This is a genomic window from Acinetobacter sp. NBRC 100985, from assembly GCF_000241225.1.
In the GTDB taxonomy this organism is placed as follows: domain Bacteria; phylum Pseudomonadota; class Gammaproteobacteria; order Pseudomonadales; family Moraxellaceae; genus Acinetobacter; species Acinetobacter venetianus.
This window is the reverse complement of the sequence record NZ_BAEB01000021.1, coordinates 189,989-209,095: the sequence shown is the minus strand read 5'-3', so window position 1 is coordinate 209,095 and position 19,107 is coordinate 189,989. Positions and strand designations below refer to the sequence as shown.

The following is a 19,107-nucleotide window of genomic DNA, read 5'->3' as shown; positions in this document are numbered from 1 at the left end:
TGTTTTGGTGTCCGCTTATTTTTACATCAGTCCTGAAATGTTCAACCGTATCCTATTTACGAGAGCGTTTCATTATGTCGAGTTTAATCCAACCCGAACTTTTCTTTTTAGCCCTTTCTCCTGCTGAACAACGTATTCAACAAGCTTTAGAAGACATCCGCCAAGGTAAACCCGTATTGGTGATGGATGACTTTGACCGTGAAAACGAAGCTGATTTAATTATTGCAGCCGAGACTTTAACCGTTGCAACCATGGCACAAATGATACGTGATGGCTCTGGTATTGTGTGTTTATGTTTGACTGAACAATTAGCTGACCATTTAGAACTCCCACCCATGGTTATGGATAATTCTAGCCAATTCAAAACAGCGTTTACGGTCACAATTGAAGCTGCTCAAGGTGTAACAACAGGTGTTTCTGCTAAAGATCGTGTAACCACTGTTTTAGCTGCAACTAAAGATGGTGCTATTGCAAGTGATCTCAGCCGTCCAGGTCATGTTTTTCCATTACGTGCCCGTGATGGCGGCGTATTAAGCCGTCGTGGTCATACTGAAGGAACTATTGATTTAGCACGTTTAGCAGGTCTGAAACCTTCTGGTGTTCTGTGTGAATTAACAAATCCAGATGGTTCTATGGCATCCGGCATTCAAGTCTTAGCTTATGCTCAAACACATGGTTTAACCGTGATCAGTATTGATGAACTGGTGCAATATCGCTTAAAACATGATGTTTAATTAAACAAAAAAGCCTCGATCATTCGAGGCTTTTTCTATCTCGCATTATGAAACTTTTCGTTCTGCGTTAATCTGATCTACACATATAATCAATTGATTAAACTCTACAATTTGCATCACAGGTTGTGCCTGTAACAACTCTTCAGCCGTTCCATAACCATAGTCCACCGCAATCGTTTCAATTCCATTCGCACGCGCGCCAATAATGTCATATTGACGATCACCGACCATGATACATTCTTGAGCATTTAACTTTTCTTGATCAAGAATATAAGCAATTAGATCAGCTTTATTGGTACGCTCTCCAGTCAACTCACTACCATATATTTCGGTAAAGTATTGAGCCAAGTCAAAATGAACTAAAATATGTTTGGCGTAAATTGTTGGCTTAGCTGTTGCCAAAAATAAAGAAAAACCTTGCGCTTGCAATTGTTGCAAAGTTGCAGCAACTTTTGGATAGACTGCATTTTCAAATAAGCCTGTGACAGAAAACCGCTCACGATAAGCTGCTAATGCCTGTTCAGCGAGAACATCATCTTGTGTATTTAATAATTTTGCTAACGATGCTTTTAAAGGTGGGCCAATCGTCCAGTCTAAATCAACATTATCTGCAATTGGCTGACCCAATTTTTCTAGTGCAAACCGAATTGAACGATGAATCCCTTCTTTAGGATCTGTTAATGTCCCATCTAAATCTATCAAAATATTTTTGATCGTCATTCGTTCAATCTCTTATCGCCTTACACAACAGTATCGAGAGTTTCTCGAAACTTCCTTATACTAGCGCATATTGAAGAATAAAAGGAAATTGCAGTGCGACCTACCGTACTTTGTTTTTCAGGTTTAGATCCATCAGGTGGTGCTGGCTTACAAGCTGATATTGAGGCGATTGGACAAAGTGGTGCACATGCAGCAATTGCCTGTACTGCGTTGACCGTGCAAAACTCACAACAAGTGTTTGGTTTTGAAGCAACATCTAAAGCACTCCTACTCGCCCAAGCAAATGCCGTCGTCGGCGATCTTCCGATTAAATGTGTCAAATCGGGCATGTTAGGGACAACTGACAATATTGCAGCACTCGCAACGTTCTTACGTGAGCATCCTGACTACTTGTATGTGCTTGATCCTGTACTTGTTGCCAATAGCGGTGGTTCACTCGGCGATCAAGCAACCTTAGTAAAGGCGTTTGTTGAATTAATTCCTTTAGCAACAGTCATCACACCAAATACCGTTGAACTGCGTGCACTCACTGGTTTAGATGATATCGAACGAGCAACTCAGAAATTATTTGAAATGGGTGCTCAAGCCGTCCTAGTTAAAGGTGGGCATGAAGATACACCTGATCATATTCGAAATGTGCTTTATGCAAATGGAAAAATGATTGCTGAAAGTCACTGTCCTCGCTTAGAGGGTCAATATCATGGTTCAGGTTGTTCCTTAGCAAGCTTTATTGCTGGACGTTTAGCATTGGGTGATTCATTGAAAATAGCCGTTCAGTATGCTGAAACATGGTTATTCGGTGTATTAAAGAATGCTGAAACACCTGTTCCGAATGGGCAAAAAATTCCAAAACGCTTTTAAAAATAAAAAAGAATAGAAACCCGAGTTGTTTCTATTCTTTTCGTTCTAACTATTCAGCTCAATAAAGTTTGGGAGTTGCTCAAAACGTCTCAACCAAGCTTGGATGTATGGATATTGATCTAACTCAATCTTACCTTGATGAGCCATCGCCACATAAGGATAACAAGCAATATCTGCTAGCGTTGCTCGACGCCCTACCAACCAATCTTGTTCAGATAAATGTTGATTCATCATCTCTAATACTGCATAAGCCTGTTCAGTTGCATGCTCAATCTGTACATGTGGTTTATTTACTAAATAAAAAGCTCTTGCGGCAGCTAAACTAGAAGCAATATTTTGATTTGCAAAAAACAGCCACTCTAAAACATGTGCCATTAACATCGGTTCTAATGGAAACCATAACTGTTCCACATCATACTCACGGGCGATGTAACACAGGATTGCCTGAGAATCACGTAAATAAATACTATGATCTTCTAGCACAGGCACTTGCCCTAAAGGATTAAGCGCAAGAAACTCAACTTTCTTTTGATCCTTTGCTTTTAAATCAATGTTGATCTTTTCATAGTCTAAACGCAAGAATGAAAGCAACAATCTAATTTTATAGCAGTTTCCCGATATGGTCGTATTATAAAGTTTCATACTATGCTTCTTTTTAAAATTATGAAAAAGGCGCTAAATGCGCCTTTTCTATTACTTTGAAATTATTGCGGAATACGCAACACCTGACCTGGGAAAATTTCATCAGGACTTTTGAGCATTGGTTTGTTTGCTTCAAAAATTTTCGGATACTGATTTGCATCACCATACATTTCTTTTGAAATCTTAGATAAATTATCCCCAGATTTCACTGTATAAAACTTACTTTCAGGCTCAGGCGTTTCTACCGTCATTTGATCATCGACTTGTGCAACATGATCAATATTTCCTACGGCAAGAATAATTTTTTCTTTATCGGCTTGGCTTTTCACCTGACCTTTAATTACGGCTGTATCAGTATTTCCATTATAAGTAACTGATAGGCCTTCAACACCTAAGCCTAAACTTTTAATCAAACCTAATAATTTATTTGCGACTTCCTGAGCAGAAGGTTCAGCTGGAGTTGCTGGTGCAGCTTGTGGTTCTGCTGGCGCTGTATTTTTCTTACCAATACCTTTCACAAAATCAAAAAGACCCATTGTTATTTCCTCTGTAATTATTGATTAAGCATAGTCGAAACAGACTCACAATTAGTTATACCGAAAAAAAGAAGCATGCGAGTTTCAATTTAACGAGGTCTTGTAAATATATGTATACTCACCAAAACTTATATAAAACTCGCAGATTCACGTATTTTTAAATACAAAAAAGCCACCTAACGGTAGCTTTTAACCTGCTCAAAATACGGTGTAATTTAAGCATTTTCTCCCACAATATTGGTCATATAATCAATTGCAGATTGAACCGTGATGATTTTTTCTGCTTCTTCATAAGGAATTTGGATACTAAACTCCCCTTCCAAAGCCATAATCAGCTCAACAATAGCCAACGAATCAGCACCTAAATCATCTGTAAAAGATGCACTAGGCACAACCTCATCTGCATCTACACGAAGTTGCTCAATGATGATCTCTTTAATACGCTCTGCTATATTCATAAAATTCCCTTTTGTTGTTATGGTTTAATCAATTATTTTTAATAGCATAAACTTTATACACTCAAATAAATTCTTTGCATATTTATCATTTATTTTTTCTTGTAAAAAAATTTATATTTACTCAAATATAAATTAAACATATAAAAAGCAACCTTTGGTAGCTTTCAATCTATTCAACGGATTATGCAATTTACGTATCTTCTCCGACATTAGCCACTATATAATTAATAGCAGATTGCACGGTTGTAATTTTTTCTACATCCTCATCAGGAATTTCAAATCCAAACTCTTCTTCAAAAGCCATAATCAGTTCAACGATGTCCAAGGAATCAGCACCTAAATCATCAAGAAATGATGCATTAGACACAACTTCTTCCTCATCTACACCAAGTTGCTCAACGATGATTTGTTTCACTCGTATTTCTATACTCATAAAGTTACCTTTTGTTTTTATGATTTAGTCTGTTATTTTAAATTGAATAAATTTTATACAATTAAATAAATCCTTTTCATATTGATCGTTTATTTTTTCTTGTAACGATATTTATATATCTATCCAGTTAAAAAGTTGAACAGATAAAAAAGCCACCTTTCGGTGGCTTTTGATCATGCAATATGATTAACCAAGTTTCTTGGTTACGTAATCAATTGCAGATTGAACAGTTGTGATTTCGTTTGAATCTTCATCTGGAATCGTGATGTCAAAATCATTTTCAAAAGACATTACAAGTTCAACCAAATCTAAAGAGTCAGCACCTAAGTCATCCATGAAAGATGCTTCGTTTTTAATCTCTTCAGCACGCATACCTAATTGTTCAGCTACTGCTTGTTTGATGCGTTGTTCGATATCGCTCACAGGAATTCTCCTCATTGCTTGTGGCGTTTTAATTTGCCACTAGTTTAATTGAATATAAAAATTTTTAAAAGTTTATACATCACCACTTAGGCCATGTATAAACCACCATTTACGTGTAAAACTGTACCAGTAATGTAACTTGCCTTATCGCTAGCAAGGAAACTCACTGCATCAGCAATATCTTGAGGTTCACCTAGACGATTTAAAGCGACTTGATCTGTCATTTTTTTACGAATCTCTTCGCTTAACTGATCAGTCATTTCAGTTGCAATAAAGCCTGGTGCAACACTATTTACAGTAATCTGACGACTACCCATCTCTTTTGCTAAACTACGGCTAAACGCTTCAATACCAGCTTTGGCAGCTGAATAGTTTGCTTGGCCTGGGTTAGCAAAGTGCGCAACAACAGAACTGATATTAATAATGCGCCCAAAACGAGCTTTGGTCATGCCTTTCAGTACACGCTTAGATAAGCGGTAGACTGCTTTGAGATGGATATTGAGAATGTCATCCCAATCATCTTCAGACATACGCAATAATAAATTGTCTTTGGTAATACCCGCATTATTTACGAGAACCAAAACCGAACCATATTTTTGTTCAATATCTGAAACAAGTGCATCAATCGCCTCGCCATCACGAACATCTAATACTGCGCCTGCACCATTCTCGGCAAAGCTCTCTGTGAGTTTTTGCGCGCCTGATTCAGAAGTGGCTGTACCAACTACAAAAAAACCGTCTTGAATGAGTTGCTGTGCAATTGCTGCGCCAATTCCTCGGCTTGCTCCTGTCACTAACGCAACTTTTCGTTGTTGTGTCATGCAATTTTTCCTTCTGCCACTAACACTGCGTTTAGGGCATCTTCCATACGAGCTTTGCTATCAATGGCAAAAGCTTTTTCTATGTTCGGTAATCGCTTTGCAAGATTGCTAAGTACAGTCCCTGGCCCACACTCAACCACATACTGAATACCTTGATCTTGTAGATATTGCATCGTCTTGGTCCATTGTACTGATTCGTACAATTGAGCCGTTAAAGCTTGACGCAACTGAGCAACATCTATCGCGATTTCCGCGTTGACATTTTGTATTACAGGAAGGTGTGGTAGCTCAATGGCAGTTTGTTCCAAAGCTTCAGCAAACTTTTCTGCTGCTGGCTTCATCAATGTGCAATGAGACGGTACTGAAACTGGTAATGCGATTGCTTTGCCTGATTGCTCTTTTGCTTCAGCCATCACTTGCTGAACCAAAGCTGCACTTCCAGCAATCACAACTTGACCTTGAGCATTATAATTGGCTGCCTCAACTGAACCTTGCCCTGTAGCAGACGCTTTTTGACAAAGTTCAATCACTTTTTCATCAGCCAAGCCAAGAATCGCAGCCATTGCACCTTCACCTTGAGGAACAGCACTTTGCATTAACTTACCACGTAAATTAACCAACTTAACTGCATCTGCAAGCGTCATCGCTTCTGCCGCGACCAACGCACTGTATTCGCCAAGAGAATGACCAGCTAAGTATTTTGGTGCAACGCCCCCAAGCTCTAACCAAACTCGCCACAATGCAATACTTGCTGTAAGTAAGACAGGCTGAGTATTCTCAGTTTGATCAAGACCTTCTCCGCTTTGCGCGATATGCCACAGATCAAAACCAAGCGCTTCAGACGCTTCAGCAAAAGTTTCTTGAACCACACTAAATTGCTCAGCAAGTTCAGCTAACATACCTACTTTTTGTGAACCCTGACCAGGAAAAACAAATGCAGTTTTTGTTGCTTGAGCAGCCTGCTCAAGTCGTTTAGTCGACATATAAAAATCCTTCAAATGGTCTATCGCCAATTTCATCAACACTCATGATTTTACATGAGAATGACAACAGACTCTTTCCCGATGCGGCAATTTACCATTGATTAAATCGTTTTATAATTGCGAAAAACAACAAAAAAGGGAGCTTTCGCTCCCATTTTTTTTATACTTTAAGCTAACGCTTAATGCATATGACTCAATTATTCAGCATCAGCTGCTTTAGCGAATAATTGACGACCACGGTAAATACCGTCTTTAGTCACGTGGTGACGACGATGAGTTTCACCAGTAGTTTGGTCTACAGATAATGCATTCTCGGTTAAAGCGTCATGTGAACGGCGCATGTCACGGCGAGAGCGACTTTTACGGTTTTGCTGAACGGCCATGATGGCTCCTTACAAAGATCGAAAAATGGATCAGAAAAAATTCAGTTGTCTTAACTCAACATAATAACACAAATTGTGTTATGAGTTAAGTTTGCCTTTCAAACTTGCCAAAACATCAAACGGGTTATCCCGCTTTTCTTCGACAACTTCCTGAACGACAGGTTGATGTTTATGCTCACAAACATCATGTTTGGGAGATAGAGGCATCAACAATAACAATTCATCTTCTAGCAATGCGAGCAAATCAATCGAAGCAGGTGTATCAAAATCACCTTTTTTCGAAGATTCACTTTCACCTAAAACGATGAAATCAGCATCCTCATCCAAGCGCTCTATCAGTGACTCATCATCAATCAAAGCTAAACGAACATCTAAAACAAGTGGAGTCTCGACAGTATCCAAACAACGTTGGCACTCCATCGGAACTTTTGTTTCAACATGTGCATCTAACCATACAATGCGATGATAGGCATCCATTGATAGCTTACAGTCTATGTTGATCAATTGATCATTAATTGATCCAACAGCTTCACGAGCGATACGAGCAAAGCGAGACAATGGCAGTGTGCCTGACCATGTAAAGCCCTGTTCAGCCCATTTAAACGGCTCAATCTGTGCCGGAAAGGTATTTGCTGACATAATTAAGGCGGCAATTCTACAAATTCATCGGTACTCTGTCAAAGATTAAGATACAATTTTGCACTTCTTTAGACAGAACTCGGGGTAAATTAAGCAATGCACCTGTTGCAGCCGCAACTTGAAGTAACAACTTCATTACTTGTTAGCACCCATTCAACATCTGTTCCTGCATTAACGCCCGATCAAGTGCAACGTTCATCTTGGCAAAAGTTAACAACAGAAGCAGAACAAGTTGATTGGCTTATTTTACACTTTAATCACTGGTTTTCCCACCATAATGTCACGCTTGTTAAAGGTGATTTTGAACCAGAATATTTCCCAGCAACTATAGAACATCCCGCAAGAATCCAATTTGCACATGGTTTCTTTAATAGTGCTCTGCATGAAATCAGTCATTGGACGATTTCTGGAGCGCAACGTCGACTATTACCAGACCTTGGTTATTGGTATGCACCAGACGGTCGAAGCGCAGAACAACAAGCGTTATTTGAACAGGTGGAAATTAAACCACAAGCGATAGAATGGTTATTTGCGATTGCATTTGGTCGTAAATTTCGCGTGTCTCTCGACAATCTGACAGGTGATGGCGGAAATGGACAGCATTTTAAAGACAATGTTTTTATGCAAGTTCAACGTTATTTTTCTGGTGAAGCAAAATTGCCTCTTGATGCGGCACATTTTATTCATTACATCTGTATCTGTACTCGCAATGGAAAGCCATTACAACTTGATGAATTTAAACGTGAATCGCTGAATTAAATGACAAAATTACCACAGCAAACACTTGCATCTCAGCAGCAACAAGTTTCATACTCAATTTAACGGTATATCAATCAGGGAGTTTAATCATGTTACATCTACATATTCATCCTGAGAATCCACAAGCCCGTCTGATTACTCAAGCCGTTGACCGTATTCGTGCTGGTGATGTCGTTGTCTATCCAACAGATGCAGCCTATGCGATTGGTTGCCAAATCGGAAATAAGAATGCAATGGAGCGAATTGCACAAATTCGTGGCTTAGGCCCAAAACATCAGTATGCAATTATGTGTTGTGACTTGTCTGATATTGCCACATATGCCAAAGTCGACAATGCGATGTATCGACTCCTCAAGAACAACACCCCTGCCGTAACCACTTTTATCCTGCCTGCAACAAGTGAAGTTCCTAAGCGATTGATGCACCCAAAGAAAAAACCATAGGTTTACGTATTCCAAGTAATCCAATTGCTCAAGCGTTACTGCAAGAACTCGGGGAACCGTTATTGACCAGTACATTAATTTTACCTGATCAAAAAGATCCACTTGATGATCCTTACGATATTGAAAATCAGTTAGGCAAACGTATTGATGTGTTTATTGATGGTGGTTTTGGCACTTTATCAACTACCAGTATCGTAGATTTATCGGGTGAAAACCCAGAAATCGTTCGTCGTGGCGTCGGTGATGTCAGTGCGTTTGAATAACAATATTGAGTTTAGCAGCCTAAAACTGAAAGCGTTTTAAACTGCTAAAATAAGTTAAAAAGATTTTTTAATTATTTTTAATAGATTAAAGACTAATATGCTATGAAATACTTTGCTTTAAATTTATAAATTCAGGGCACTGTGACAAGACTTGCTTATGTTCAAGCAAAATGTCACCTAAACGATTTTTTGCAATATATGTCATTGTTATATTATCTTCCTCAATAACATTAACGATTGCTTTAGCGCGATCTTTATATTTATCATCTTGATCGGATACCTCAGAAAAATAACGACATATCAATTTTTGGCTATTCTCTGCTAACTTTGACTTAATTTGAGTTTCTATATTCTTCGGTAAATCAGCAGTAAAACTCATATATAAGAAAATATTTGGATATTGATTCAAAATATCCCCTTTGATTGGCAAGCCTCTAATTTCTTCTTGCATTTTTTCATCAAATGTAAGGCTTTTAAGTTCGTTACGCTGTTGTTCCTCAAATTCATGCTGCCAATATTTTTCTGTACCAAAATATAATGCACCAATAATTACCAAACCAATTGTAATAAATTTGATATTCATACGACCCCCAATTATTTAACTTATAGTGATGAAATTTAAAATTATTTATAGCTGCATTATTAATAAATTATGTCGAAAGACAATAAAAATCATATTAAAATTTTAAAACCATTTTATATTTCCGACAGACAACAAAAAGGCTATTGTTTCGATCATAAACTTTTAAATACTGACATGAAGTCAGATAAACGCTTTTTCTGAATACCATTTGCATCAAAATTTTCTGAATTTAGCCAGTGTTGATAGGCTTGCTCTAAATGAGACCATTCTTCATCAATGATTGAAAACCATGCTGTATTCCTATTACGCCCTTTGACGATACGATCTTGTCTAAATAGTCCTTCGTATTGAAAACCAAAGCGCAAGGCCGCTGCTTTAGATGGTTGATTCGCGTCATCACATTTCCATTCAACACGTCGAAATTCTTGCTTAAAACATTGTTGTAATAATAAAAAGATAACCTCTGTTGCAGCTTTTGATTGTTTCATTTTATGTGAAAAATAAACATTACCTATTTCAATAACGCCATGCTCAAGCCTAGGATTTAACAACGCAATCCATCCATGAACTTCTCCGTTCACTTCAATCAAAAAATGCGTTGAATCTTTAAAACCAAAAAGATTGAGTAAAGACAGCTTTAACTTCTCTCGATCAGAAGGAGGTTGATATGGAAGGTAAGTCCAACACCCTTCATTTGGTTCAGTGGCTACACACTCCCAAATTTGATCTATTCCAAGCTCAGTCAGATCATTTAAAGTGTTCAACAACCCTACACTATGCCCAAACAAATTGGTTTGTAGTTGCTGGCATACAATAGGGTTATCAATGGAATAGCCGACTTCCTGACCAAGTGAATTTTGCTGTGTTTTTAAGTAATTTTTCATTGGAATTTATGGTTTAGCATCATTTCAGTATTTAATTTAACCATAAATTATATCTATGACCTATGCGATAGTGCATAAACACAAAAAATACCCTAAGAAGCTTAAGGTTTTTGTAAGTGAGTAATTTATTAAATGAGGCATTTCGATTAGAATAGCGTAGCTCTTTGCGGCTTGTGTCATCTCAAGCACACAAAAAATCTCTTTCATGCTTTTGAAAATTCGCGTGGCTTATAACGGTAATGAACCAAATTCTTCCCTCTACATCGGAGTTAACTCCTTCCATTCGCGTGCTCGACGAGTGGCAAGAAGTCATACCTGAAGATTTGTACATTCCCCCTGCTGCGTTCGAAATTTTACTTGAACAATTTGAAGGTCCTTTAGACTTCTTGATTTATTTGATCCAAAAGAATGGCTTTGATTTACTACAGTTAGATATTTCTCCGATTGCGACTCAATATCTTTCATACATGGATAGTATGAAGTCACTCAATATCGAGTTGACCGCAGATTATATGGTGATGGCGGCTTTATTGGCTGATCTAAAATCTCGCCTGTTATTACCGAAACCAACAGCAATCGACCAATTTGAAAAAGATCCAAAACAAGAACTGATTGATCGTCTAGAAACCTATTTACGCATCAAACAAGCTGCTGAAAGACTCGGTCAAATGCCAATTTTTGAGCGGGATACCTTTAGTGCCAATGTCAGTATCGGTCATATTGCTCCAATTTATGAAGGCTATGATGTCGAAGCTTTGCATGATGCATTATTTTATGTTTTCAATCGTCCAGAACCAGTTACACATGTCGTTGCACAAGAGCCAGTTTTGCTTGAAGAACGAATTGCATTTATTGAAAGCCAATTGGCATCAGGCGAAGCACTCAGTTTTATTGAACTATTAAATCCCAAGCAAGGTCGTATGGGAATGGTTGTGACATTTATGGCGGTTCTTGAACTCACCCGTCAACAAAGAATCCAAATTATTCATACAGGTATTGAAGCTCCTTTAACCATTCAAGGAGTTGCTACGTGAGTTTAGATCAATTTGATGCCAATGAAGGAATGTCTTTAGAAGATATTCATCATGATGTATTGCTACAAATTGAAGCGATTTTATTTGCCAGTGACTCACCAGTTTCTCTTGCAAGACTAAAAGAAGCTTTTCAAAACCAATATAATAAACAGCAATTACGTACATTTTTGCAGCAACTTGCGATGTTGCAACATGGCCGTTCAATTGAACTGATTGAAACTGCACAAGGCTTTCGCTTTCAAGTCCGAGCAAAATATCGAAATATTATTGCTCAGGTGTGGCCTGAACGCCCAACGAAACTATCACCATCGTTACTCGAAACGGTTGCTGTGATTGCTTATCATCAGCCTGTAACTCGTGCAGATATTGAACAAATTCGTGGTGTATCAAATAATAGTCAAAATTTAAGAACGTTATTTGACTGGAACTGGATCAAAGAGTCTGGTTTTAGAGATTTGCCTGGAAGACCTGCGTTGTTAGTGACAACGCCCCAATTTTTAAATGCTTTTGGTTTAGCCTCGCTAGGTCAATTGCCTCCCCTACAGAACGCCAAGGAAGCATTCATGGCACTTGACGCGCATGCGCCGAAGTCCTGAGAAAGGTGAACTGTTGATCATTATGTCTAAGGTTGTGCTGTCATGAGTGAAAAATTACAAAAGGTGTTGGCGAGAGTCGGGCTTGGCTCGCGTCGCTATATGGAGGAAGTCATTGCTGCTGGTCGTGTCAGCATCAATGGTAAAATTGCGCAAGTCGGCGAACGTATCGAACCAACAGATGAACTTCGTATCGATGGTCGTAAAGTACAATTCCAAGTTGAAGATGAAATTCGTCGTCGCGTTTTAATTTACTATAAGCCTGAAGGTGAAATTTGCTCACGCAACGATCCTGAAAAGCGTCCAACTGTATTTGATCATTTACCCCAAATCGCCAATGATCGTTGGGTGATGGTTGGTCGTCTCGATATTAACAGTACAGGTCTTTTGCTATTTACAAATGATGGTGAGCTTGCAAATCGTTTAATGCACCCTTCAAATGAAGTTGAGCGTGAATACGCTGTACGTGTCATGGGTGAAGTCACACCGCAAATTCGCAATAACATGCTCAAAGGCGTGGAACTTGAAGATGGCCCAGCAAAATTTGAGTCATTCTCTGAAATTGGTGGTGACGGTATCAACCGTTGGTATCAAGTGGTTGTAAAAGAAGGTCGTAACCGTGAAGTACGTCGTATCTTTGAATCACAAAGCTTAAAAGTAAGCCGTCTATTACGTACCCGTTACGGTACCGTGATTCTGCCACGCGAATTGCGTACTGGTCGTTGGATGGAGCTGGATAAAACGGATATTGATAACTTAGCGAAATCAGTTGAGTTAAAACCGCGTCAAGGTACAGGTTTATTTGGTATGGCAAAACGTCGTACTGAACGTATGACTGATAAACCAATTGCAGCTCGTCGTGGTGGTTATTTACGCCAACAACGTCGTGATGATGAACAAGATCAACCACAACAACGTTCAAGTGGTAATGGCAATAATAGTAACGGTCGTAAAACGATTGGTTTCAATAAAGGTTTTAAGAAGTTTTAATCCTTTGTACTGATATAAAAAACGCTCTTATTAGAGCGTTTTTTATTGCTGTTAATGCGTTGAAGTCACCCCTTGAGGAATCGCATTGAGTAACTTCTTCGTATATTCATGCTGTGGATGTAGATATAACTCATCTGAATTGGCAATCTCAACCAATTCGCCATGATTCATTACCATCACTTGATCCGAAATATATTTCACAACGGATAAATCATGTGAAATAAAGATATAGCTCAAACCGAATTCATCCTGTAAATCTTGCAGTAAGTTCAACACCTGAGCTTGTACCGATACATCCAACGCTGAAACGGATTCATCACAAATCAGAATCTCAGGCTTTAAAGTTAAGCATCGTGCAATCGCAATACGCTGACGCTGACCACCCGAAAATTCATGTGGATAACGATCAAAAGCTTGAGCAGGTAAACTGACGCGCTCTAATAACTCTAAAGCAATTTTCTTACGTTCCGTATCGTCTTGACCAATGCCATGAATACGCATCGGCTCAAGTAGAATCTGCCCAATCGTAAAACGCGGATTAAGCGATGCATAAGGATTTTGAAAAATGATCTGTATTTTCCGTTGGTACTGAGCAAACTCTTTCTCAGACATTGCCAAAATATCTTTTCCATCGATTAAGGCTTGACCACCAGTTGCTTCATGCAAGCGCATTAACAATAGACCTATGGTGGTTTTACCTGAACCTGACTCCCCGACTAACCCTAAGGTTTTACCCTTTGCCAGTTGAAAAGATACGCCTTTAACTGCTTGAAACTCGTCACGTCCCCATAGCCCTTTACGACTATAAAAAGACTTTTTCAAATCTTTCACATCCAACACAATCGGTTCTTCACCTGTTACACCACGTGTACGCTCTTGCAAGTGAAAGGTGGATAAATTAATCGCCTCAACCAATTCACCATTTTCCTGTTTCATAAAGTCACTGGTCACAGGTAAACGATAAGGACGAGCTGATAACTGAGGACGACAATGCAATAAAGCGCGTGTATAAACGTCATTTGGTTGTTCGAGCACCTGCTTGGCTTCGCCACATTCACGAATTTCACCGTGACGCATTACAATCACTTGATCGGCAATTTCACCGACCAATGCCAAATCATGAGTGATGAACAGCATCGACATTTGACGGCGTTGGCGTAGTGACTCTAATAAATCAATAATTTGCTTTTGAATGGTCACGTCGAGTGCAGTGGTCGGTTCATCGGCAATCAACAATTTCGGTTCACAAGCAATCGCCATTGCGATCATAATCCGCTGCTGTTGACCACCTGATAGCTGGCTTGGATAAGCATCTATCTTGGTCTCAGGTGACGGAATCCCCACCTCTTTTAACAACTCAAGTACGCGCGCTCGTGCTTGTTTACGCCCCATGCCAAGATGAATTCGTAACACTTCAGCAATTTGATCGCCAACCGTAAAAACAGGATTCAAAGAAGACATCGGCTCTTGGAAAATCATGGCAATTTCTTTACCACAAATGTTCCGAATTTCACGCATAGAAAGATTTAACAAGTCTTTGTCTTCAAATGTAATTCGGCTTTGCGTCGCAATTTGACTCTGACCTTTGGGTAACAAGCCCATGATTGCAAGCGAGGTTACGGATTTACCACTTCCCGACTCTCCGACCAAAGCGACTGTTTTATTTTTAGGAATCGAAAATGAAATGCCTTTGACCGTTTCAATCCACTGTTTATTTTCACCCTTAAAACTGACATGAAGATTTTCGACATTTAATAGCGTTTCTTGATCATGATGATTCATCTTATTTCTCTCCGCTATTTCAGTTTAGGATCTAATGCATCACGTAATGCATCAGTGAACATTGAAAATGCTGTCACCAATACTGCCATTGCAATTGATGCAGCTGCCAATTGCCACCATTTCCCTAAGATCAATTCACTTTGCGCTTCATTCAACATACTGCCCCATGACACCACGCCAACAGGAACACCAAAACCCAAGAAACTCAAGATCACTTCTGATTTGATAAATGCGACAACTAAAATTGAAATCTGCACTAAGGCAATATGGCTAACGTTTGGAAAGATATGTACAAACATACGGCGTAAATGACTCACACCAATCGCTTTGGCAGCAAGAACATATTCGCGTGACTTATGTTTCATGTATTCTGCCCTAATAAGACGAAACACGCCTGTCCAGCCTGTCAAGCCTAAGATCAGGACAATTGACAAAATTCCTTTTTGTTGAAGTACTGCAGCAATTGCAAGAACCAAGAGTAAATAAGGAATGGAGGTAAAAATGTTGTAGAACCAGTTCAAGACATCATCCACCCAACCACCAAAGTAACCCGCAATTGCCCCCAAAAATGTACCGATGACAACAGCAAGCAAAGCCGATAACAATCCTACAAGAATAGAAGTTTCTGCACCTTTAATGGTTTTCAATAGGACATCTTGTCCCCATTTATCAGCCCCAAATGGCAAGGTTTGTTTAAGTTCGACTTGTTGATCAAGTAAATGTCCATCAAGTTGCTGATCAATCGTTTGCATATCTTCTGCGAGTGGATCGACCACACCATAATAATCAACTGGTGAACCTGTTTTTTGCTCTTTAGCAATTTCAGCATTTAATTCATGAATCACATCTTTTAAAGGATCAACAGGATTCTCTGGTAAAGCTTCAATCACCTCAGTTTTTTGCTCAGCCTGATTATCGCTCTTATCTGCACCGATGAAACTCGGGGGTGCGTAACTTACCGCAACCTCTTTATTCCAGTCTGAAGCAATCACACCCGTCACAGACAAAATCAACACCAAGAAATAGCACAACACCACGAATAAAGAAGCCATCGCAATACGATCTGCTTTTAAACGTCGCATTGCTAACTGCCATAATCCTGACGAAGCTGTGTCAGATGAAGTAGCTGCCTTTTTTTTCAATAATATACTCAGCATATTCCCACCTACTTCAACTGCACACGTGGATCAATCAATTTATAGACCAGATCTGCGATGAGATTAAAAATCATCGTTGCTGCGGCGACATACACGGTAATCGCTTTAATCACAGGGAAATCACTACGCTCAACCGCAATAATCACTTCCCGCCCAATTCCCGGAATCCCAAAGAAACGCTCAATCAAAAATGCACCGATCAATAATGCTGGCAAGGTTGCCATCACATCTGTCACGATTGGAATAGATGCATTACGCAGCACGTGTACACCAAATACACGACGCTCACTCACACCTTTAGCACGCGCGGTACGAACATAGTCCTGATTGACTTCATCTAATACAAAACTGCGGTATAAACGTAGAGTTGGAGCAATACTCACCACTAGCATAATCAGAATAGGTAATAGTGAATATTTGAATAAATTTTCAGTAAAACGATCACTCCACCCTTGAACTGGAAACCAACTCAACTGATAAGCAAAGAAATATTGAAAAACAATGATATAAACTAAAATACTGATCGACATGCCTATCGTGCACATCATCATCACCATACGATCAGTCAAGCTGCCACGAACCGCAGAAACAGCCAACGCAAGAATGATTGAGATCACCGTTTGAAGCACCACCAACGGGATCAATAAGGTCAGTGATGGCCCTAAACGCGTCATAATGATTTGAGATACAGATTCACCTGTACTCCAACTCACACCATAATCAAAGGTTAATATCTGCTTAATAAAAATCCACAGCTGAACATAGTAAGGTTGATCAATACCGAGCTGCTGTCGGATATTTTCGATCTGTTCTGGATTCGACATTTTCCCTGCCAAGATATAGGCAGGATCGCCTCCTACCCAGTTAAACAGGAAGAAAATCAGCAGTACAACCCCAAGCATGGTCGGGATCATCTGCCATATACGTCGTATGATATATGCCAGCATAAAGATGCTCCCTTATTTCACTCGTTGACCTGTAATTTCATCAAAGAAAGCTTTGTTATCAGGTTTTCGCCCAAGAAAATCTTCAACGAGTGCTTGTGCTGGTTTTTGACTACCTTGAGATAAAATCGTTTGTCGGTAGCGTTGCCCTACTTCTGGATTATTTAGGTTATTTCCAAAGGCTGACAACATATCTAAAGCCATCACTTCAGACCACATATAGCCATAGTAGCCAACTTGATAGCCCCCCATGATATGACCAAATTGCCCTGGAAACTCTGTCGTTGGTACATAACCCAGTGCTGTTGCACTTTCCATTTTTTTCCAAACATCTAATGGCTGTACTTTTAAAGCATCGCTGCCATGTAACGCCATATCATATTGTGCATAGAGTGCCTGACGTGCATAACGTAAACCACGACCATAATTGTGCACTGCATTTAACTTCGCAATTAAAGCATCATCTACACGAGGGCAAGCGGGTTTACAGTAATCAGCAACTTTAGACAGTGTTTCTTTACGTCTCGCCCACTCTTCATACATCTGCGAAGGTGCTTCAACAAAGTCGCGTTCCACTGAAGTACCTGATTGAGAGGAATAACGTGTGTTAGATAAAATGCCATGTAAGGCATGTCCAAACTCATGTACGAAAGTTTCTAACTCATCGCTATTTAAACCTTTACGGTTAAAGTTAGTGACTAAAGCAGAAATCGGTTTACGTTGTGTGAGTGTGCTGCCGCCATAAACGCCCCATACCGCAGCGTGCCCATACTTTCCTTCGCGTGGAAATTTATCCATATAAAGTCCACCCAAAAGCTTCCCTGTTTTAGCATCATTGACGTCGTAATATTCAACTTCATCTTGCCAAGCAGCAACTTTCACGGGTTTAAATTCGATGCCATACAAATTAGATGAAATTGCAAATAACCAATCTTGTGCAGCTTGAGTTGGAAAATAATCACGTAACTGTTCTTGATCAACTTGATACTCGGCTTTGCGTAATTTTTCACTCCAATACGCTTCGCTCCATCGTTCAATTGTGGCTTGCTCAAGTGGGATATTTAAAGTTTTGGCTTTGAAAGCACGTAAAGTATCGACTTCTTTTTGTTCTAAAGGCGCAACTGTGGCGTGAACATCGGCTAGAAATTTATTAACAGCTTCAGGTGTTTTTGCCATACGTTTTTGTAAAACCCACTCCGCATAGTTTGCCTTGCCAAACAATTGCGCAAGTTCATATCGCAAATCCATCGCTTGCTTGAGTAAGGCTAAATTCCTTTCTCCACCACGACGAGTGAATGCTATTTGATAACGTTTACGCGCATCATCATTGTCCGCCAATTCCATAAATGGGCGATATTCAGGATATTCAAAACCGAGTAAATAGTTACCTTCATCATTTTTCTTTAAACCGTCAATATAACTTTGCGGTAATCCTTTGAGTTCATCTGGAGTGAATTCAAGTTTTTCCTGATTATCGCGGACATTACGGGCATATTCTTGCTCAATTTTTGTGAGTTCATCCAAGATCGCTTTTAAGCGTTTTTGCTTAGCCGCTGGTAACTGAATGCCCGTTTTTTCAAAGTCATAGAGAATGTCATCGCGGAATTTAGTATCAATTGCATCCAATGCTTTTAGCTTTTTAAATTGCTGATATAGCTTTGGGTTTTGCAAAATATCGGTTTGGAACTGGCTAATTTTAATTTCACAGTCATCAGATGCTTTGCGCACGGCCTCATCGGGAGAAACATTGCTATATAAGCCAATCGGGCCATAAAAATCTTCAAAAGATGCAAAAATACGATCCCATTCAGCAAGCACAGGTGCAGCAGGAGCATCTTGCTTTAATTTTAATGTCTCCAAGTTCTTCAACTGATTTTTGACTTCATTAATTTTCTCATCACAGAGCACTGGAATGTCTTTGGCTTGAAATTGAGGTAAGGTCTGACGAACAGCCGTTTCAGCAACAGCAATTTGGCTTGCTCCGATTGCACATAGACATAATGTGGTCAATTTGAATGTTTGATTTTTCATCACTACTCCAG

At 39.4% G+C, this 19,107-nt stretch carries 22 protein-coding genes and 1 pseudogene; 7 read left to right on the top strand and 16 right to left on the bottom strand.

All coding sequences use genetic code 11. The annotated features are described in order from the left end of the window. Window positions 1-74: 74 nt before the first annotated feature. The gene (gene ribB, locus ACT4_RS07510; protein WP_007481136.1) at window positions 75-734 is read left to right on the top strand and encodes a 3,4-dihydroxy-2-butanone-4-phosphate synthase; all 660 of its coding nucleotides are present in this window, start codon (window positions 75-77) and stop codon (window positions 732-734) included. Window positions 735-779: 45 nt separating this feature from the next. Here the strand turns inward: ribB and ACT4_RS07505 are convergent, their stop codons facing one another. Then, window positions 780-1,454 carry an HAD-IA family hydrolase gene (locus ACT4_RS07505; RefSeq protein ID WP_007481135.1) on the bottom strand — a complete coding sequence of 225 codons (675 nt, stop codon included), beginning with the start codon at window positions 1,452-1,454 and terminating at the stop codon, window positions 780-782. A gap of 93 nt (window positions 1,455-1,547) precedes the next feature. Between ACT4_RS07505 and ACT4_RS07500 the strand changes: the two genes are divergently transcribed. After that, a complete protein-coding gene (locus ACT4_RS07500; RefSeq protein WP_007481133.1) occupies window positions 1,548-2,315 on the top strand; it encodes a hydroxymethylpyrimidine/phosphomethylpyrimidine kinase in 768 nt (255 codons plus the stop codon). A gap of 45 nt (window positions 2,316-2,360) precedes the next feature. Here the strand turns inward: ACT4_RS07500 and ACT4_RS07495 are convergent, their stop codons facing one another. From ACT4_RS07495 to ACT4_RS07455, 9 genes are all read right to left on the bottom strand, one after another. Then, entirely contained in the window at window positions 2,361-2,957 is a 597-nt protein-coding gene (locus ACT4_RS07495; protein WP_007481132.1) for a glutathione S-transferase family protein, read from the bottom strand. Between the two features lie 62 nt (window positions 2,958-3,019). Beyond that, window positions 3,020-3,493, bottom strand: coding sequence for a peptidoglycan-binding protein LysM (gene lysM / locus ACT4_RS07490; protein ID WP_004881155.1), 474 nt, complete (start codon window positions 3,491-3,493; stop codon window positions 3,020-3,022). Between the two features lie 215 nt (window positions 3,494-3,708). Beyond that, complete coding sequence (acpP, locus tag ACT4_RS07485) at window positions 3,709-3,951, bottom strand: acyl carrier protein (protein WP_007481131.1); 243 nt, start codon at window positions 3,949-3,951, stop codon at window positions 3,709-3,711. A gap of 190 nt (window positions 3,952-4,141) precedes the next feature. After that, on the bottom strand, window positions 4,142-4,384 hold the full coding sequence (acpP, locus tag ACT4_RS07480) for an acyl carrier protein (protein WP_007481130.1): 243 nt from the start codon (window positions 4,382-4,384) through the stop codon (window positions 4,142-4,144). A 186-nt stretch (window positions 4,385-4,570) separates the two neighbouring features. Continuing rightward, the gene (gene acpP / locus ACT4_RS07475) at window positions 4,571-4,807 is read right to left on the bottom strand and encodes an acyl carrier protein (protein WP_004655272.1); all 237 of its coding nucleotides are present in this window, start codon (window positions 4,805-4,807) and stop codon (window positions 4,571-4,573) included. 86 nt (window positions 4,808-4,893) lie between these two features. Further along, window positions 4,894-5,628 carry a 3-oxoacyl-ACP reductase FabG gene (gene fabG, locus ACT4_RS07470; protein WP_007481127.1) on the bottom strand — a complete coding sequence of 245 codons (735 nt, stop codon included), beginning with the start codon at window positions 5,626-5,628 and terminating at the stop codon, window positions 4,894-4,896. Then, window positions 5,625-6,611 carry an ACP S-malonyltransferase gene (gene fabD, locus ACT4_RS07465; RefSeq protein ID WP_007481126.1) on the bottom strand — a complete coding sequence of 329 codons (987 nt, stop codon included), beginning with the start codon at window positions 6,609-6,611 and terminating at the stop codon, window positions 5,625-5,627. The genes fabG and fabD overlap by 4 nt, the downstream gene beginning before the upstream one ends. 197 nt (window positions 6,612-6,808) lie before the next feature. Then, complete coding sequence (gene rpmF, locus ACT4_RS07460; RefSeq protein WP_004638135.1) at window positions 6,809-6,994, bottom strand: 50S ribosomal protein L32; 186 nt, start codon at window positions 6,992-6,994, stop codon at window positions 6,809-6,811. A 78-nt stretch (window positions 6,995-7,072) separates the two neighbouring features. Continuing rightward, complete coding sequence (locus ACT4_RS07455; RefSeq protein ID WP_004881163.1) at window positions 7,073-7,633, bottom strand: DUF177 domain-containing protein; 561 nt, start codon at window positions 7,631-7,633, stop codon at window positions 7,073-7,075. Window positions 7,634-7,729: 96 nt separating this feature from the next. Here ACT4_RS07455 and ACT4_RS07450 point away from each other — a divergent pair, with 96 nt between their 5' ends. Further along, window positions 7,730-8,392, top strand: coding sequence for an elongation factor P hydroxylase (locus ACT4_RS07450; protein ID WP_007481122.1), 663 nt, complete (start codon window positions 7,730-7,732; stop codon window positions 8,390-8,392). Window positions 8,393-8,481: 89 nt separating this feature from the next. Continuing rightward, window positions 8,482-9,098 (top strand): annotated as a pseudogene (locus ACT4_RS07445) (L-threonylcarbamoyladenylate synthase). Between the two features lie 100 nt (window positions 9,099-9,198). On the opposite strand, the gene ACT4_RS07440 reads toward ACT4_RS07445, so the two are convergent. Together ACT4_RS07440 and ACT4_RS07435 are read right to left on the bottom strand one after the other, a co-directional pair. Next, window positions 9,199-9,681: a hypothetical protein gene (locus ACT4_RS07440; RefSeq protein ID WP_007481117.1), complete on the bottom strand. Its 483-nt coding sequence runs from the start codon at window positions 9,679-9,681 to the stop codon at window positions 9,199-9,201. 152 nt (window positions 9,682-9,833) lie between these two features. Next, on the bottom strand, window positions 9,834-10,565 hold the full coding sequence (locus ACT4_RS07435; RefSeq protein ID WP_007481110.1) for a GNAT family N-acetyltransferase: 732 nt from the start codon (window positions 10,563-10,565) through the stop codon (window positions 9,834-9,836). Window positions 10,566-10,804: 239 nt separating this feature from the next. On the opposite strand from ACT4_RS07435, the gene ACT4_RS07430 reads away from it, so the two are divergent. Genes ACT4_RS07430 through rluB form a run of 3 tightly spaced genes read left to right on the top strand, consistent with a single transcriptional unit; the run spans window position 10,805 to window position 13,182 of the window. Beyond that, entirely contained in the window at window positions 10,805-11,599 is a 795-nt protein-coding gene (locus ACT4_RS07430) for a ScpA family protein (RefSeq protein WP_007481108.1), read from the top strand. A 29-nt stretch (window positions 11,600-11,628) separates the two neighbouring features. Further along, complete coding sequence (gene scpB / locus ACT4_RS07425; protein WP_171054787.1) at window positions 11,629-12,195, top strand: SMC-Scp complex subunit ScpB; 567 nt, start codon at window positions 11,629-11,631, stop codon at window positions 12,193-12,195. Between the two features lie 42 nt (window positions 12,196-12,237). Then, window positions 12,238-13,182 carry a 23S rRNA pseudouridine(2605) synthase RluB gene (gene rluB, locus ACT4_RS07420; protein ID WP_007481106.1) on the top strand — a complete coding sequence of 315 codons (945 nt, stop codon included), beginning with the start codon at window positions 12,238-12,240 and terminating at the stop codon, window positions 13,180-13,182. 51 nt (window positions 13,183-13,233) lie between these two features. On the opposite strand, the gene ACT4_RS07415 is transcribed toward rluB, so the two are convergent. Genes ACT4_RS07415 through ACT4_RS07400 form a run of 4 tightly spaced genes read right to left on the bottom strand, consistent with a single transcriptional unit; the run spans window position 13,234 to window position 19,096 of the window. After that, on the bottom strand, window positions 13,234-14,964 hold the full coding sequence (locus ACT4_RS07415; RefSeq protein WP_007481105.1) for an ABC transporter ATP-binding protein: 1,731 nt from the start codon (window positions 14,962-14,964) through the stop codon (window positions 13,234-13,236). A 14-nt stretch (window positions 14,965-14,978) separates the two neighbouring features. Beyond that, entirely contained in the window at window positions 14,979-16,121 is a 1,143-nt protein-coding gene (locus ACT4_RS07410; RefSeq protein WP_007481103.1) for an ABC transporter permease, read from the bottom strand. An 8-nt stretch (window positions 16,122-16,129) separates the two neighbouring features. Then, a complete protein-coding gene (locus ACT4_RS07405) occupies window positions 16,130-17,068 on the bottom strand; it encodes an ABC transporter permease (protein WP_004881178.1) in 939 nt (312 codons plus the stop codon). 12 nt (window positions 17,069-17,080) lie between these two features. Then, window positions 17,081-19,096 carry a M3 family metallopeptidase gene (locus tag ACT4_RS07400; protein ID WP_007481101.1) on the bottom strand — a complete coding sequence of 672 codons (2,016 nt, stop codon included), beginning with the start codon at window positions 19,094-19,096 and terminating at the stop codon, window positions 17,081-17,083. Between the last annotated feature and the right edge of the window lie 11 nt (window positions 19,097-19,107).